The following is a 14,503-nucleotide window of genomic DNA, read 5'->3' as shown; positions in this document are numbered from 1 at the left end:
ACCCCTTGCGCGGGCGCCGCGGTCTCGCGTGCTAGATTGCCGCGGCAGCGGCGTGCCGCCGCAGCCGTGCACCCACGCACGGAGTCCGTCCACTCCCCGGAGACAACGTCGATGTCGATCGAATTGAAGATCCTCGCCTGGTCCATCGTGCTCGGTCTCGTGCACATCCTCGTCGCAGCCACGCTGTCGACCGCGCAGCGGGGGCTGCTCTGGAACGCGGGGCCGCGCGACGGCGAGCCGGCGCCGCTCACCGGAATGGCTGGTCGCTTCGATCGCGCCTCGCGCAACTTCCTCGAGACGTTCGTGTTCTTCGCCGCGGCCGTGCTCGCGCTCGCGCTCATGCACAAGGGCGACGACCATACCGCGCTCGGTGCGCAGATCTGGTTCTGGGCGCGCGTCGCCTACCTGCCGGCGTATGCGATCGGCGTTCCGTTCCTGCGCACCGCGATATGGACCGTATCGATGGTTGGCCTGGTCATGCTGCTGACGGCGATGTTCTGACGCCGCGCCTCAGTCGGCGCGGTGGACCTCGGATGTGCCGAGCACTTCCGGGTGCGCGATCCGCTGCGGGCGCTGAAGCAGCGGATGCACGAACACCGCGCCGAGGATGATCGCCGCGCCGCAGTAGAACGTCGGCGTAAGCTCGTGCTGCTCGCCGAGCAGGAGTGCGGCGAGCACGATCGCATAGACGGGCTCGAGGTTGGTCACGAGCTGGGCGGCGAACGCGCTCATGTGGCGCAGCGCCACCAGGGCGAGCGTGAACGGCAGCAGGGTGCAGGCGAGCGCGAGCACGAGCAGCAGGCCGGCATCGCGCGGCCCCGGCAGCGTGAACGGATCGCCGGCGAGCGCCGGGAACAGGTACGGCAGCGTGGGCGCAAGAATGGTGAGCGCGGCGACGCCGGCGCCGAGCTCGAGCCCGGTCACTGCGAGCGGGTCGGCATGCTCGACGAGCCGCTTGTTGAGCGAGCCGAACAAGGCCACGAACAGGGCCGAGAGCGCGCCGATCGCTATGCCGGATCGCATCGCGGCCGGCACGCCGCCGACCACGAGCGCGACGCCGGGCAGAACCGCCACGCCGAGCAGCAATTCACGCAGCGAGAACCTGCGTCCGGCGAGCTTCGGCTCGACCATCGCGGTGAACGGCGTCGCGAGTGCGATGCAGGTGGCGCCCACCGAGGCATTGGCGAGCTTGATCGAGCCGTAGAACGTGAGCCAGTGCAATGCGACGAGCACGCCGACGCCGGCGTACGCGGCGAGCAGCCGGGGCGTGAGCATGCGCAGCCCGTGCCATGCGCGCGGCAGCAGGGCCAGCGCGGCGACCACGATGAGCATGCGCCACCAGACGAGCCCGAGCGCGCCGAGCGTGATGAGCTTGCCGAGGATCGCGGTGAACCCCCAGAGCAGTACGCAGAAATGGATCTGCAACTGCGCCTTCGTGGCGGGAGACAGGGTGGTCACGTCTTGGGAGAATGCGGAGGGGAGTCGCATCTTAGGGGCTGCCGCGGCAGCGTCAACACAATTCATTCGGGCGGAGCTGCATGCGCACGGAACTCAACGGACACGCGGTCGACGTCGAAGGCTTGCGCGCGCTCGCGCTGGTCAACTACGGTCATTTCACCTCGATGCAGGTATGCGACGGCGGCGTGCGCGGCCTCGAGCTGCATCTTGCGCGCCTGCGGGCAGCGACGCCCGAGTTGTTCGGCAGGGAACTCGACGTCGACGCGACACGCGCCTGGATGCGCCGGGTGGTCGACGGCGAACGCGGCACGCGGTCGCTGCGCGTGACCGTGTTTTCGCGTTCACTCGATCGCGACCGCCTGCTCGAACCGGCGGCGCCCGACGTGCTCGTCGCGTGCGCGCCGGCTCGCACGCTCGCGCCGACGCCGTTGCGCGTGCGCAGCGTGCGCTACCAGCGCGAGGCGCCGCACATCAAGCACATCGGCACGTTCGGCCTGTACCACCAGAAGCGGCTCGCCCAGGCGGCCGGCTACGACGACGCGCTGTTCGTCGACGCGCGCGATGCCGTGGCGGAAGGATCGATCTGGAACGTCGGCTTCTTCGACGGCGAGCGCATCGTCTGGCCGGACGCGCCCGCGCTGTGCGGTGTTTCGATGCAATTGCTGCACGACGGGTTGCGCCGGCTCGGCGTTCCGAGCACGGCGCGCAGCGTGTCGCTCGCCGACATCGGCCGGTTCCGCAGCGCGTTCTTCACCAATACCTCGTGCGCGTTCATGCCGATCGCCCGCATCGACGACACGCCGTTCGTGGTCGATCCCGCCCTGCAGGCATTGCTCGACGCGGCGATGGCCGAACATCCGTGGCAGCCGATCTGAGGGAACGGTCGTCGCCCGTGGCGGTCCAGAACGACTTCACGGCAATGGCGAGGATCCTGCGATGCGATGGATGATGGTCGCTGCAACCGGATTGACGATGACGTTCGCGGTGCATGCACGCGACATCGGGCCCGACGCTGGCGTGTCGCAGCTCGCGGCACCCGGGATTTTCGCGCCGGGCACGATCTCCGGCCCCGCGCATGATTCGGCGCCCGCGTTCGCGCCCGATGGCGCGACCGTCTACTTCACGCGCAGCAACGCCGCGCAGTCGACGATCTTCGTGTCGCACCGCCGTGGCGGGCACTGGTCCGAACCCGAAGTCGCGCTGTTCTCGGGCGAATGGAACGACATGGAGCCGGCGTTCGCGCCGGACGGCACGTGGCTGGTGTTCGTCTCGAACCGGCCGGCCGTAGCGGGCGGCGCGCCGATCGAGGCGACCTACAACGGCGGTACGCAGAAGGGCGGCAATCTCTGGCGCGTCGAGCGCAAGGGCGGCGGCTGGAGCGTGCCGGTGCGATTGCCCGATGCGGTCAATCCCAATCCGTCGACGTTCGCGCCGAGCGTCGCCGCCGATGGCAGCCTCTGGTTCATGACCACCGACGCGGGCAGCGGCAAGTTCCGCCTCTATCGCTCCGCGTTCCGCAACGGGCTCTACGAGGCGGCGAAACCGCTGCCTTTCAGCGACGGCAGCGTGACCGACGTCGACCCGGCGGTCGCGCCGGACGAATCGTTCGTCGTGTTCGGCTCGGGGCGCCGGCCCAAGGTCGGCATCGACCTCTTCATCGCGTTCCGCGATGGCGACGGCTGGCGCGAACCCGTCTGGCTCGGCGACCGGATCAACAGCCGCGGTTCCGACGCCGAACCACGCCTCGGTCCGGACCACGCGACGTTGTACTTCAGCAGCGAACGCGTCGTTCCGGTCGCGTTCCCGCGTTCGCGCGCGCAGTCCGAGGTCGACACCGCGCGCATGCTCGCCTGGGACGACGGCAACTACAACATCTGGACGGTGTCGCTGCAGCCCTGGCTGGCGTCGGCCAGGCCCTCAGCGCTGGTGCACGCCCAGCCGTGACAGCAGCGCCATCGCCGCGGCGGGATTGCGCTCCTTGGCTGCGCTGATGAAGTAGATGAATACGCCGCGCGCGCCGCCGGCCGGGCCCGGCTCGTCGATGCGCGGCAGGTCGGCGGGCTCCGCGCCGGCAGCCCAGGCGCGCGCGCGCGCGGCCCAGGCTTCCAGCGCGCCGGCCGTATAGCCGTCCGTGTTCGCGCTTTCGCTGCGCATCAGGCGCGCGTAGACGAAGTCGCCGGTCACGTCGGCGAACGACGGGTATTTCGGCGAGTCGGTGAACACGGTCGCCACGCGGTGCGCGCGTGCGAGCGCGAGGTATCCGGCGCATCGGAACGACGCATGGCGCACCTCGAGTACGTGGTGCAACGGGCGGCCGTCGAGTTCGCGCGGCAGCCGGTCGAGGAATGCGGCGAGGTCGTCGGGATCGAATGCCTTCGCCGGCGTCAACTGCCAATTGATCGGGCCGAGGCGGTCACCGAGTTCCGCCAGGCCACCATGCACGAATGCATCGACCGACTTGCCGGCATCGGCGAGCACGCGGCGATCGGTGCAGAAGCGCGGCGCCTTGAGCGAGAACACGAAACCTTCGGGCGTCTCGCTGCGCCACTTCGCGTAGGTGGCCGGCTTCTGCGCGCCGTAGTAGGTGCCGTTGATCTCGATCGACGTGACGTGCCGGCTCGCATACTCGAGCTCGCGCCGCTGCACGAGGCCGGCCGGATAGAAGTTGTCACGCCACGGCGCGTAGGTCCAGCCGCCGATGCCGACGCGGATGGCGGCGTGCGCAGTCGCGCGTTCGAACAGGTCGGAGGACGTGGCGTTCATTGCATGATGATCGGCTTGCATGGACGCTATGATGGCAGCGCAGCCCAGCCGGTGCCACGCCAGCGAGGTGACCCGATGCCATCCGCACGACGCAGGTTCGCGCTCGCCATCGCGATCGTCGCAGGCTCAGCGCTGCTGTTGCAGTACGTCCTGCTGATCGCCGCGACCTGGAAGGACATCGGGCCGCTGTTCGGCACGCTGCGCTACTTCAGCTTCTTCACGATCCTCGGCAACCTCGCCGTCGCGCTCGCGACGGCAGCGGCATGGCATGGCGGCGACGCGTCGTGGCAACGCTTCTTCCGCCGCGCGCCCGTGCAGGGCGCCGCCGCGCTGTGCATCGCGATCGTCTGCGTGATCTACCACGTCCTGCTCGCGTCGACCTGGTCGCCACGGGGCCTGCAGCGCGTCGCCGATCTCGCCTTGCATTATGTCGTGCCTGCGCTCTACCTCTTCTGGTGGGTCGCATGCGTCCCGCATGGCCGGCTGCGATGGAGCGATCCACTGCGCGTGCTCGCGTTCCCGGCCGCGTTCCTCGGCTGGACCCTGGTCCGCGGTGCGTGGCTGCATGAATACCCGTACCCGTTCATCGACGTCGGCACGCTCGGCTTCGCCGTCGCACTGCGCAACGCGGCGGCGATCGCATTGCTGTTCGTCGCGGCGGGGCTGCTGCTCGTCGCCGTCGATCGCTGCCTGCCGCGCACGCTGCGGGGACGCCGTGCGTTCTGGCACGATGACGCCGTGCGTCACGATGCCGCAAAGCGATGACAGACCGGGCATTACCTCACGTACTCGTCATCGGCGGCGGCTTCGGCGGCTTGTGGTGCACGCGCGCGCTGGCCGCGGCGCCCGTGCGCGTGACGCTGGTCGACCGCACGAACCACCACCTGTTCCAGCCGCTGCTCTACCAGGTCGCGATGGCCGGCCTGTCGTCGCCCGACATCGCCGCACCGCTGCGCCACATCCTGCGCCGGCAGCGCAACGTGACCGTGCGCATGGACGTGGCACGCGAGATCGACGTCGCGCGGCGCCGCGTCCGGCTCGACGGCGGCACGCTCGAATACGACTACCTCGTGCTCGCCAGCGGCGCGCGGCACGCGTATTTCGGCCACGACGAATGGGCACGGCATGCGCCGGGCCTGAAGACCCTCGACGACGCACTGCACATCCGCCGCCACATGCTCGAGGCCTTCGAAGCCGCCGAGCGCGCCGCCGATCCGCGCGAGCAGGCCGAATGGCTCGATTTCGTCATCATCGGCGGCGGGCCGACCGGAGTGGAACTGGCCGGCACGCTCGCCGAGATCGCGCGCCATGCGCTGCCACGCGAGTTCCGCCACAGCGATCCGCGGCGTTCGAAGATCCACCTCGTCGAAGCAGGACCACGCGTGCTCGCCTCGATGCCGGACGTGCTTTCGGAGCGCGCGCGCCGGCAACTCGAGCGGCTCGGCGTGAGCGTGCACCTCGGCAAGGCGGTGACCGCGATCGATGCGCGCGGCGTGGACCTCGGCGAAGAACGCATCGATGCGCGCACGGTGATCTGGGCCGCCGGCGTCGCGGCGTCGCCGCTCGGCGCGCAACTGGGCGCCGAATGCGACCGCGCCGGCCGCGTGCGCGTCGCGCCGGACCTGTCGCTGCCCGCCCATCCGGACGCGTTCGTCGTGGGCGACCTCGCCGCCGTCACGCAGGACGGCAAGCCCGTGCCGGGCGTCGCGCCCGCGGCGAAGCAGATGGGCGCGCACGCTGCGGCGATGATCCGCGCGCGCCTGGCCGGCCGCCCGTCGCGCCCGTTCCGCTACCGCGACTACGGCAACCTCGCCACGATCGGGCGCATGGCGGCCGTCGTCGACCTCGGCCGCATACGCTTCTCCGGCGCGCCGGCCTGGTTCTTCTGGCTGTGGGCGCACGTGTTCTTCCTGATCGGCTTCCGCAACCGCCTCGTCGTGATGGCGGAATGGATCTGGTCGTATTTCACCTACCAGCGCCACGCCCGCATCATCATCGGCTGCCGCGACGAAACCGTGGGATGCCCCTCGTCGGGCGAAGTGGATGGCCGCAGAACCAATCGACAAGCGTGAAACACGAAGCACCCGGGGCACGCGAAGAAGGCGATTTTCCAGTCTCCTTCACCTTCCGTCTCCAGTCTCCCGGGGGCTCTTCGCGCGCCTTCAATTCCCGGCTTTCCACGGGTCGTAGCTGCCGAACCACCAGAGGTGGCCTTCGGGGTCGCGGCAGGAGTAGCCGGAGCCGCCGTAATCCTTGTGCTCGAGTTCGTCGACGATGACCGCGCCGGCGGCCTTGGCGTGCGCGTAGTGCGCTTCGCAGTCGGCGACGATCACGCACGGGCACTGCGTTTCGCGCCCGCCGATCTCGTCGGGCTGGGCGATGTGCCCGCCCCAGGCGCTGCGGTTCGCGACCGAACCGAGCATGATCATGCCGTTGCCGAACACGAGCTGGGCGTGATGGACCACGTCGCCCTCGGCATGCACGGCGTGCTTCTCGAAACCGAATGCGCGGCAGAGCCATTCGATCGCGGCGTGCGCGTCGCGGTAGCGCAGGCTCGGGATGATCGTCGACGTCGTGTTCGCGGCAAGCGTGTTCATCGGTGGCGTCCCTCATGTGGCGAGGCGGGCAGGGTAGCGATCGCGTTCGCGCGCGTCTTGTAGATTTCGGATGCGTCAGCCGATCGCCACGTGGTTCACGTAGGAGCCACGGCGCGCGACGTAGGCGGTCGGCGTCATGCCCGAGAATGCGCGGAACTCGCGCGCGAGATGGGGTTGGTCGTGGAAGCCGCAGTCGGCGGCGACGCGCGCCCAGTCGACCACGCCATGTCGCTGCACGCCGTCGACGACACGGCGGAAGCGCTGCAGCCGCACGTATTGCTTGGTGCCGACGCCGACCTGCTGCTGGAACAAGGCAGCCAGTCGTCGCGTCGAGATGCCGCAATCCGCCGCGAGACGGTCGACGAGCGGCAGGCTCGGCGCGCGCCCGATGACGGCGAGCGCCTGGCATACCGCGGGATGCAGCGTGGCGCCGGTGCATCGACGCAGCAACCAGCGGCCGAGGACGGCGAGGCGCCCCTGCGCGTCGTCTTCGTGCAGCAGGCGCTCGCGCAGCAGCCCCGCGGCGGAGCCGAGGAGGTCGTCGAGGCCCAGATGGCGGTTGCCAAGCACGCCCATGTCTTCGCGCAGCAGCGCGCGCGCACCGCCCGGGGCGAAGGCGACGCCCATCACGGCGACCTGCTCGTGCGTGTCGATGACGAAACTGCGCGTGAACTGGCCGCTGTACGCCACTCCGGCGAGCCGCTCGCAGCGTTGCACGCCGTCGTCGGCGTAAACGCGCGTTTCGTCCTCTAGCAGGTTGACGATCAGCGACGACCCCGGCTGCGGCAGGATGCGTTCGAAGCGCAACTCACCCGGCTCCACGCGCCAGTCCCACAGGCGCTGGACCGACGGGTGGAGGGGCGGCGGCGGGACGAGGGTGACGAAGGCCAAGCGGGTTCTCCGCGGTGCGCCGTGGAGCGTACACCGCGCGCGGCGACGCGAAAACACGTATCTTGGCGCTTCCGCGCATCGCGCGCATCGCCGCGAGGATCTGCCAGTGTACATCGCGCACAACGCGGCGCAAAGCCGCTTCGAGGTCGTCGTCGACGGTGTCCAGTGCGTGCTGGAATATGCGCTGCGCGACGGCGTGATGACGATCACCCATACCGGGGTGCCGTCGCAGGTGGGTGGCCGCGGCATCGCGGCAGCGCTCATGACCGAGGCGTTCGATACCGCGCGGCGCGAAGGCTGGCGCGTGGTCCCCGCATGCTCGTACGCGGCGGTGTGGATCCAGCGCCACCCCGAGTACGCCGACCTGCTCAGCCCGAGGTAGCGAGCGTCGTGCCGAGCTTGCGGCCGAGTTCGGCCTGCAGGCGACGCGTCGGGGAGCCTTCCACGAAGCGCGTGGGGAGCAGCGGCCCGACCGCATCGTAAAGCGCGCGCGCTTCCTCGCGGTTGCCACGCGCGACGAGCACGTCGGCGAGTTGCAGTTGCGCGTCGATCGTCGAGTTCGCGTGCGCACCGGCACTCGCGGAGAGGATCTCGACCGCGCGGCGCAGTTGCGACTCGGCTTCGCCGAGCCGCCCGCGATCGCGCAGCACGAGCCCACGCAGCCGGGCGATCGCGCCTTGCCGCGCGTGCGTGGGCGGATACAACTCGGCGAATGCGGCCGAGGACTGGTCCAGGTAGGCCATCGCCTCGTCGTAGCGATGGCTGCGGCGCATCCAGTCGCCGAGATGGGCGAGGCGGCGCGCGCGTTCGACGCGCAGGTCCAGCGAGTCCGCATTGCCTTCCACCGGCATGTCGAGCATGACGCGCGCGGCATCGAGCTTGCCGTTGAGCATGAGGCTGCGGCCGAGGTTCTGGCGGTAGATCGGCAGGCGGGGATCTTCGGCGTCCACCGACTGCTTGAGCGCGTTGTCGAGCACCTCGCGGAACATCGCCAGCGAGGTCGGATAGTCGCCCGCCTGCTCGAGCAGGCTGGCGAGGTTGTTGAGCCCGATCGTGTACGACGGCGTGCGCTCGTGGTGGTTGGCGCGCATCAGGTCGACGTTCTGCTGCAGCAATGCGGTCGCCTCCACGATGCGGCCCTGCAGCTGGATCGCCTGCGCGAGGTTGTTGCGCGCGGTCACCGCCCAGGCGCTGCCCGGATCGAGGGTGCGCAGGCGCGTCTCCAGCATCTCGCGCAGCAGCCGCTCACCGTCGGCGTAGCGGCCCTGCTGCTCGTACACCTCGGTGAGGAAGCCCTTGGCCTGGATCACCTCGTCGGCGTCGTCGGGCAGGCGCTTGCGCATCGTCTCGATGCTGCGCCGCGCGTCGCGTTCGGCGTCGTCCAGGCGGCCGTTGCGCATCTCCGCCTCGGCGAGCGCGTAGAGGCACTGGGCATAGCGGACGCTGTCGGCGCCTTCGGCCGCGGCGGCGTAATCGAGCGCGCGCTGCGCGCTCGCGATGCCCGCGGTCGCATCGCCGTTGCGGGCTTGCGAAAGCCCCAGCGTGGAAAGGATGTCGGCGGCGAGCTTGCGGTCCTCCGGCGCGACCGTGCCGAGCGCCGCGAGCGCTTCGCGCAGCACGGGCCCGGCCGCCGCGGGCCGTTCGGCGAGGTTCATCGCGAAGCCCTGCTCGGACAGGTAGGTCGCGCGCTGGCGCGGCGTGCCGTGCGTGCGCTCGAGCTCGGCGGCGCGCCCCAGGCTGTCGGCGGCGTCGTCCGGCAGGCCGAGCTCGAGGTAGATCTTGCCGAGCGCGCCGAGCAGGCGCGCGCGCTGCTGCGGCGCATCGGCGAGGCGCGTGTCGATCTCGCGCCGGCCACGATCGACGAGGTCGCGCGGCGCGATCGGGCGCGTGCCGGCCTCCTCGGGCGAGGCGGAGCGGAACAGCGCGACGAGGTAGTCGACCACGCTGTTCGCGGTCGCCGACTGCTGCTGCGCGAGCGCTTCGGCGCGCAGCGCGCGATCGCGCTCGTTGGCGAGGCGCCAGGTGAACCATCCGGCGAGCGCGATCGCGACGACGCAGGCCGCGCTGGCGAACCGGTGCCGGCCGACGAACTTGGCGAGGCGGTAGTGCAGTCGATCCGGAGCCGCATGCACGGGCCGCCCGCGCAGGAAGCGCGTGATGTCGTCGGCGAGCGCCGAGGCCGACACGTAGCGACGTTCCGGCTCGACGTGCGTCGCCTTGGCGACGATGAGATCCAGTTCCGGCGGCAGGCGGCGCCTCGCGATGCGGCTCGGCGGCGGCAGGCGACCGCCGTCGTCGCGCGTCGGCACGCTGTCGCTGATCGTCTCGTAGAGCAGCAGCCCGAGCCCGTGCACGTCGGTCGCCGTGCTCACCGGCTGGCCCTTGCGCTGCTCGGGGCTCGCATAGGCGGGCGTGAACCACGGCAGGCCGGTCTGCTGCGCGGTGCCGCCGGTCTCGCCGAGGAGCTTGGCGATGCCGAAGTCGAGCAGCACCGGTTCGCCGTCGCCGCGCACGAGCACGTTGGCCGGCTTGAGGTCGCGATGGATGACCAGGCGCTGGTGCGCGTACTGCACCGCACTGCAGATCTTCAGCAGGAGCTGCAGGCGATCGCGCAGGGGCAGGTCACGCGAGCGGCAGAACTCGTGCAGCGGCACGCCGTCGACGTACTCCATCACGAGGTAGGGCTGGCCGTCGGCGGTGGTGCCGCCGTCGAGCAGGCGCGCGATGTGCGGATGGCTGAGGTCGGCGAGAATCTGCCGCTCGCGGCGCATGCGCTCGGTCGATTCGCGCGTGGGCAAGCCGCGCAGCAGCTTGATCGCGACGCGCTGGTCGAAGTGCTGGTCGACGCGCTCGGCGAGGAACACGGTTCCCATGCCGCCACTGCCGATTTCACCGATCAGGCGGTACGGTCCGAGCTGGCGACCGCTCGTGGGGGTGGTCGTCCCCACGCGCGCGGCGGCCTCGCGCAGCTGGCGCGTGATGCCGTCCTCGCCACCATCCTCGGCGGCGACGAGCGCGAGCGCCTCGGCGCGCAGGTCGGGATCGGGCTCCACTTCGGCCAGCCATGCTTCGCGCGACGCGGGCGGCCGCTCGAGCAGGCCTTCGAACAGCACCTGCAGGCGTTCCCAGCGCGCGTCGCTCATGCGGCGAGCTTCTGCTTGAGCCAGGCGCGGGCGAAGCGCAGTTCGCGGTCGACCGTGGGCACCGACACGCCGATCACCTCGGCGATCTCCTCGCGCTTGAGGCCGAGCAGGTAGTTGAGTTCGACCACCTCGCACTTGCGCGCGTCCAGCTCGCGCAGCGCGGCGAGCGCCTCCTCGAGCGCGAACGCTTCGCCCTCGTCGTGCTGGCCGGGTGCGTCGTCGGCGGCGGACAGCGTGACGTGGATCTCGCCACCACCGCGCCGCTCGGCGCCGCGCGAACGCGCGGCATCGACGAGGATGCGCCGCATCGCGACGCTGACCACGCCGTAGAAGTGGCGGCGATCCTGCCAGGCGACGTCCGCGTTCATGAGGCGCAGGAACAGTTCATGCGCGAGTTCGGTCGGTTGCAGGGTCATGCGCCCGCCGAACTGGCGCAGGTGCTTGCCGGCGATCGCGCGCACCTGCGCATAGACGAGTTCGGTGAGGCGTTCGGCGGCGGACGCGTCGCCGCCGTTCCACGCGTGCAGCAGGCGCGTGACAGCCTGCTGATCCTGCCCGTCGTTCGCTGCGTAGGGTTCGTTCATGCGTCTTTCCGCACGTCGCCTGCGGCCGATGATAGGAAATCTTCCGCCCTCCCGTACTGATCCGGTGAACGCCGCCGCGGTCCGGCGAAACGCCGGCCGGCAACGGCCACTGAATCCGAAACGGGAGATGAAAGATGAAGTGTACTCGCAACCGGTTCCAGAACGATCCGTCCTTGCACCGACGCCACCCTGGTGGCATGGGTGCCGTACGACACGCACGGCTCGGCGCGTTTTCGCGTCGCCTCGGCGCGACCCTGCTCGCATTCGCATGCGGCACCGGCGCCGCGTTCGCTGCCCATCCTGGTGATATCGACACCGGCTTCGGCCTCGGCGGCTACGTCACCAACGACTTCTTCGGCACCGACGAGCAAATCCATGCTGTCGCACCGATGCGTGATGGCCGCTTCGTCGTGACCGGCAAGGTGACCGGCTCCAACGTGACGGGCAATGGCGGCAGCGAGAACGTCGCGGTCGCGCGCTACCTGCCGAACGGCGCGTTGGACGACAGCTTCGGCAGCGGCGGCCTGTTCCAGCTCGACGTGGATTCCGCGCCGGACGAAGGGCGCGCGGTGCGCGTGCTGTCCGACGGCAGCGTGCTCGTCGCCGGCACGCTGTCGACCGCCGCGCACGCGGACTACGGCTTGATCAAGCTGCGGCCGGATGGCTCGCTCGACACGACGTTCGGCGAAGCCGACGCCGGCAGCGCGCGCAAGGGTTACGTGCGCCTCGACATCGGCGGCCCGCAGGTGCACGACGAGGCCTACGCGATGGCGGTGCAGCGAAACGGCAAGATCGTCCTCGCCGGCATCACGCGCGTGTTCCACGACGGGTTCTGGTACGGCCAGGTCGCGGTCGCGCGCTTCACCGCCGACGGCGTGCCGGACACGACGTTCGCGGGCGGGCAGGGCCATATCGTCCTTGCGCCGTTCTTCGGCGCGGCCGGCGACACGCTGACCACGATCGCGCTCGACCAGGCCGGCAACCTGCCTGCCGACAATCGCATCGTCGTCGGTGGCTACACGTTCGGCCGCAACACCGCATTCCTCGCCCGCCTCACCGCCGATGGCGCGGTCGACACGACGTTCAACACGACCGGTCGCGTCACGTTGCAGGCGGCGACCAGCGGCGGCGTGTCCACGGGCCTGTCGATGCTCTCGGCGGCACGCCTGACCCGGGACGGTCGTATCGTCGTCGTCGGCGAAGGCAGCGATCGCGGCATGGCGGTCATGCGCTTCAACGCGAACGGTTCGCTCGACACGACGTTCGGCCAGAACGGCCGCTCGCTGATCAAGTTCAGCGGCATCTCCGACGAGGACATCCCGATGGCACTCGCACTGCAGGGCAACGGCAGGATCGTTGCCGCGGGCTCGGCGACGAACCGCGCGACCGGCGCGGCACACCAGGACTTCCTCGTCGGCCGCTGGAACGCCGACGGCAGCGTCGATACCACGTTCGGCGAGCAGGGACTCAAGGTGGCCCAGGTCTCGACGGTCGAGGATGGCGCGTATGCGGTCGCGGTCGAGGTTTCCGGCAACATCCTCGCCGGCGGCTACACCTCGCAGCCGAACGTCGCGCCGCGCGACTTCGCCCTGCTGCGCCTGCTCGGCGATCCGGACCGGATCTTCGCCAACGGCTTCGACGCCCCACCGGGCTTCTGAGTCGCCGGCCGCCGCGCCAGGCGCGGCAGCGTCGCGGTTTTCCCCGGCCATCCCGCCTGCGCGTTCTCCCCGCCGCGCAGTCCCCGGGATGGCCTTTTCCGCGCGCGGCGCATCGCCTGCGTCACGCCTGGCGCGTGAACCAGTTCCGCCCCGGACCGCCGAACATGTCCGAGGTGGCGACGAAAACCGTTTGCTAGAATGTCTCCAATCGTTACGGCGACGCGGGTAGCCGGCAGTCGAGGCCGGCGGCCCATGCCTGTCTCTGGGCGGCCTGCTGAACGGGGGCATCGGGGTTCCATCCATGGGAGTGAGAGAGATGAGCAAGTCGTTTTGTGCGGTCCTGTTTTCGCTGGCCGGCGTCGTCGCCAGCGGCGCCGCGTTCGCGGCCAACAAGCCGGCGATCGGCGTCGCCGAGTTCAAGAACGAGTCGGGCGCGGGCTGGTGGCGCGGCGGCGTGGGCTGGGAGTTGTCGGGCATGCTGTCGAACGAGCTGTCGAGCACCGGCGACTTCCGCGTCGTCGAACGCTCCAAGCTCGAGAAGGTGCTCGAGGAACAGAACCTCGCCGCCTCCGGCCGCGTGCGGTCCGGCACGGGCGCCAAGATGGGTCAGGTCACCGGTGCGGACTACCTCGTGTTCGGCACCGTCACCGCGTATGAAGAGAATACCGCGAGCACGGGTGGCGGCCTGAGCTTCAAGGGCATTTCGCTCGGCGGCAAGAAGTCCGAGGCGTACATCCGCATCGACGTGCGCGTGGTCAATGCGACCACTGGTGAAGTCGATTTCTCGCGTGCGATCGAAGGCCGCAGCTCCGGCGGCGGCGTCGCGGTCGGCGTGTATCGCGGCGGCTTCGGCGGCAACCTCGGCCACGAGCAGAACACGCCGGCGGGCAAGGCGATCGGCGCCGCGCTGGTGGAAATCAGCGACTACCTCGATTGCGTGATGGTCAAGCGCGGCAGCTGCGAGTCGGAGTTCAACGCCAAGGAACAGAAGCGCCGCGACAGCAACCGCAAGTCGCTCAAGCTCGACTGACGGATTGCCTTGCGGAATGGAAAAAGGCGGGCTTCGGCCCGCCTTTTTCTTTGGAATCCGGCACCGCTCCATTGCCTTGGACATCAGGGGCAAGGGCACGATGGATTCCCGCTTTCACGGGGATGACGTTGTCGGGCAAGAGACGGCCCGCTCGCGGCGAGGCAAGCGACGGCATACGGAAACGAACACGCGCGCAGGCGCCACGCATGAGCAGGCGGGCGGCACGCAGCAAACAGATGTCATTCCCCGCAAAAGCGGGGAATCATCGTGCTTTTGGTGCCAAGCGCTGCGCTCGCTCCTTCGGAGCCGCCCTTCGGACGTTCTGCGCGCTTCGCGCTTGTCCCGCTTTCGCGGCGGGGACGACGCCATTTGACGGCGC

14 protein-coding genes are annotated in these 14,503 nt (G+C 70.0%); 8 read left to right on the top strand and 6 right to left on the bottom strand.

Annotated features, from left to right (window positions below):
* Positions 1-111: 111 nt before the first annotated feature.
* The gene (locus EV148_RS09215) at positions 112-501 is read left to right on the top strand and encodes an MAPEG family protein (RefSeq protein WP_131996957.1); all 390 of its coding nucleotides are present in this window, start codon (positions 112-114) and stop codon (positions 499-501) included.
* Between the two features lie 9 nt (positions 502-510).
* Here the strand turns inward: EV148_RS09215 and EV148_RS09210 are convergent, their stop codons facing one another.
* Positions 511-1,449 carry a DMT family transporter gene (locus EV148_RS09210; protein WP_241988045.1) on the bottom strand — a complete coding sequence of 313 codons (939 nt, stop codon included), beginning with the start codon at positions 1,447-1,449 and terminating at the stop codon, positions 511-513.
* 89 nt (positions 1,450-1,538) lie between these two features.
* Between EV148_RS09210 and EV148_RS09205 the strand changes: the two genes are divergently transcribed.
* Both EV148_RS09205 and EV148_RS09200 read left to right on the top strand, forming a co-directional pair.
* Positions 1,539-2,333: an aminotransferase class IV family protein gene (locus tag EV148_RS09205; protein WP_131996952.1), complete on the top strand. Its 795-nt coding sequence runs from the start codon at positions 1,539-1,541 to the stop codon at positions 2,331-2,333.
* 61 nt (positions 2,334-2,394) lie between these two features.
* On the top strand, positions 2,395-3,402 hold the full coding sequence (locus EV148_RS09200; protein ID WP_131996949.1) for a TolB family protein: 1,008 nt from the start codon (positions 2,395-2,397) through the stop codon (positions 3,400-3,402).
* Here EV148_RS09200 and EV148_RS09195 read toward each other — a convergent pair.
* Positions 3,376-4,221, bottom strand: coding sequence for a DUF72 domain-containing protein (locus EV148_RS09195; RefSeq protein ID WP_131996946.1), 846 nt, complete (start codon positions 4,219-4,221; stop codon positions 3,376-3,378). The genes EV148_RS09200 and EV148_RS09195 overlap by 27 nt on opposite strands.
* Before the next feature lie 75 nt (positions 4,222-4,296).
* Between EV148_RS09195 and EV148_RS09190 the strand changes: the two genes are divergently transcribed.
* Positions 4,297-4,986: a Pr6Pr family membrane protein gene (locus EV148_RS09190; protein ID WP_131996943.1), complete on the top strand. Its 690-nt coding sequence runs from the start codon at positions 4,297-4,299 to the stop codon at positions 4,984-4,986.
* Complete coding sequence (locus EV148_RS09185; protein ID WP_131996940.1) at positions 4,983-6,293, top strand: NAD(P)/FAD-dependent oxidoreductase; 1,311 nt, start codon at positions 4,983-4,985, stop codon at positions 6,291-6,293. The genes EV148_RS09190 and EV148_RS09185 overlap by 4 nt, the downstream gene beginning before the upstream one ends.
* A 90-nt stretch (positions 6,294-6,383) precedes the next feature.
* On the opposite strand, the gene EV148_RS09180 is transcribed toward EV148_RS09185, so the two are convergent.
* Both EV148_RS09180 and EV148_RS09175 read right to left on the bottom strand, forming a co-directional pair.
* On the bottom strand, positions 6,384-6,818 hold the full coding sequence (locus tag EV148_RS09180) for a VOC family protein (protein ID WP_131996937.1): 435 nt from the start codon (positions 6,816-6,818) through the stop codon (positions 6,384-6,386).
* Between the two features lie 75 nt (positions 6,819-6,893).
* Positions 6,894-7,709, bottom strand: a complete 816-nt coding sequence (locus EV148_RS09175) for a helix-turn-helix domain-containing protein (protein ID WP_199222757.1) — start codon at positions 7,707-7,709, stop codon at positions 6,894-6,896.
* Positions 7,710-7,809: 100 nt separating this feature from the next.
* On the opposite strand from EV148_RS09175, the gene EV148_RS18900 reads away from it, so the two are divergent.
* Positions 7,810-8,091, top strand: coding sequence for a GNAT family N-acetyltransferase (locus tag EV148_RS18900; RefSeq protein WP_241988044.1), 282 nt, complete (start codon positions 7,810-7,812; stop codon positions 8,089-8,091).
* On the opposite strand, the gene EV148_RS09165 is transcribed toward EV148_RS18900, so the two are convergent.
* A complete protein-coding gene (locus EV148_RS09165) occupies positions 8,078-10,852 on the bottom strand; it encodes a serine/threonine-protein kinase (RefSeq protein ID WP_131996928.1) in 2,775 nt (924 codons plus the stop codon). The genes EV148_RS18900 and EV148_RS09165 overlap by 14 nt on opposite strands.
* Positions 10,849-11,436 (bottom strand): ECF-type sigma factor, encoded by a 588-nt coding sequence (locus EV148_RS09160; protein ID WP_131996925.1) that lies wholly within the window; start codon positions 11,434-11,436, stop codon positions 10,849-10,851. The genes EV148_RS09165 and EV148_RS09160 overlap by 4 nt, the downstream gene beginning before the upstream one ends.
* Before the next feature lie 197 nt (positions 11,437-11,633).
* On the opposite strand from EV148_RS09160, the gene EV148_RS09155 reads away from it, so the two are divergent.
* Both EV148_RS09155 and EV148_RS09150 read left to right on the top strand, forming a co-directional pair.
* Positions 11,634-13,094 (top strand): NHL repeat-containing protein, encoded by a 1,461-nt coding sequence (locus EV148_RS09155; RefSeq protein ID WP_158287405.1) that lies wholly within the window; start codon positions 11,634-11,636, stop codon positions 13,092-13,094.
* Between the two features lie 316 nt (positions 13,095-13,410).
* Positions 13,411-14,124, top strand: a complete 714-nt coding sequence (locus EV148_RS09150) for a CsgG/HfaB family protein (RefSeq protein WP_131996919.1) — start codon at positions 13,411-13,413, stop codon at positions 14,122-14,124.
* The last annotated feature ends 379 nt before the right edge of the window (positions 14,125-14,503 follow it).

This window comes from Dokdonella fugitiva (assembly GCF_004342425.1).
Taxonomy (GTDB): Bacteria; Pseudomonadota; Gammaproteobacteria; order Xanthomonadales; family Rhodanobacteraceae; genus Dokdonella_A; species Dokdonella_A fugitiva.
This window is presented reverse-complemented; position numbering and strand designations above follow the sequence as displayed.

Bases quoted from the DNA above. Each gene is read 5' to 3' on its own strand.
- EV148_RS09150 (WP_131996919.1), top strand. From the start codon at position 13,411: ATGAGCAAGTCGTTTTGTGCGGTCCTGTTTTCGCTGGCCGGCGTCGTC.
- EV148_RS09205 (WP_131996952.1), top strand. From the start codon at position 1,539: ATGCGCACGGAACTCAACGGACACGCGGTCGACGTCGAAGGCTTGCGC.
- EV148_RS09165 (WP_131996928.1), bottom strand. From the start codon at position 10,852: ATGAGCGACGCGCGCTGGGAACGCCTGCAGGTGCTGTTCGAAGGCCTG.
- EV148_RS09180 (WP_131996937.1), bottom strand. From the start codon at position 6,818: ATGAACACGCTTGCCGCGAACACGACGTCGACGATCATCCCGAGCCTG.
- EV148_RS09200 (WP_131996949.1), top strand. From the start codon at position 2,395: ATGCGATGGATGATGGTCGCTGCAACCGGATTGACGATGACGTTCGCG.
- EV148_RS09190 (WP_131996943.1), top strand. From the start codon at position 4,297: ATGCCATCCGCACGACGCAGGTTCGCGCTCGCCATCGCGATCGTCGCA.
- EV148_RS09195 (WP_131996946.1), bottom strand. From the start codon at position 4,221: ATGAACGCCACGTCCTCCGACCTGTTCGAACGCGCGACTGCGCACGCC.
- EV148_RS09160 (WP_131996925.1), bottom strand. From the start codon at position 11,436: ATGAACGAACCCTACGCAGCGAACGACGGGCAGGATCAGCAGGCTGTC.
- EV148_RS09155 (WP_158287405.1), top strand. From the start codon at position 11,634: ATGGGTGCCGTACGACACGCACGGCTCGGCGCGTTTTCGCGTCGCCTC.
- EV148_RS09185 (WP_131996940.1), top strand. From the start codon at position 4,983: ATGACAGACCGGGCATTACCTCACGTACTCGTCATCGGCGGCGGCTTC.
- EV148_RS09215 (WP_131996957.1), top strand. From the start codon at position 112: ATGTCGATCGAATTGAAGATCCTCGCCTGGTCCATCGTGCTCGGTCTC.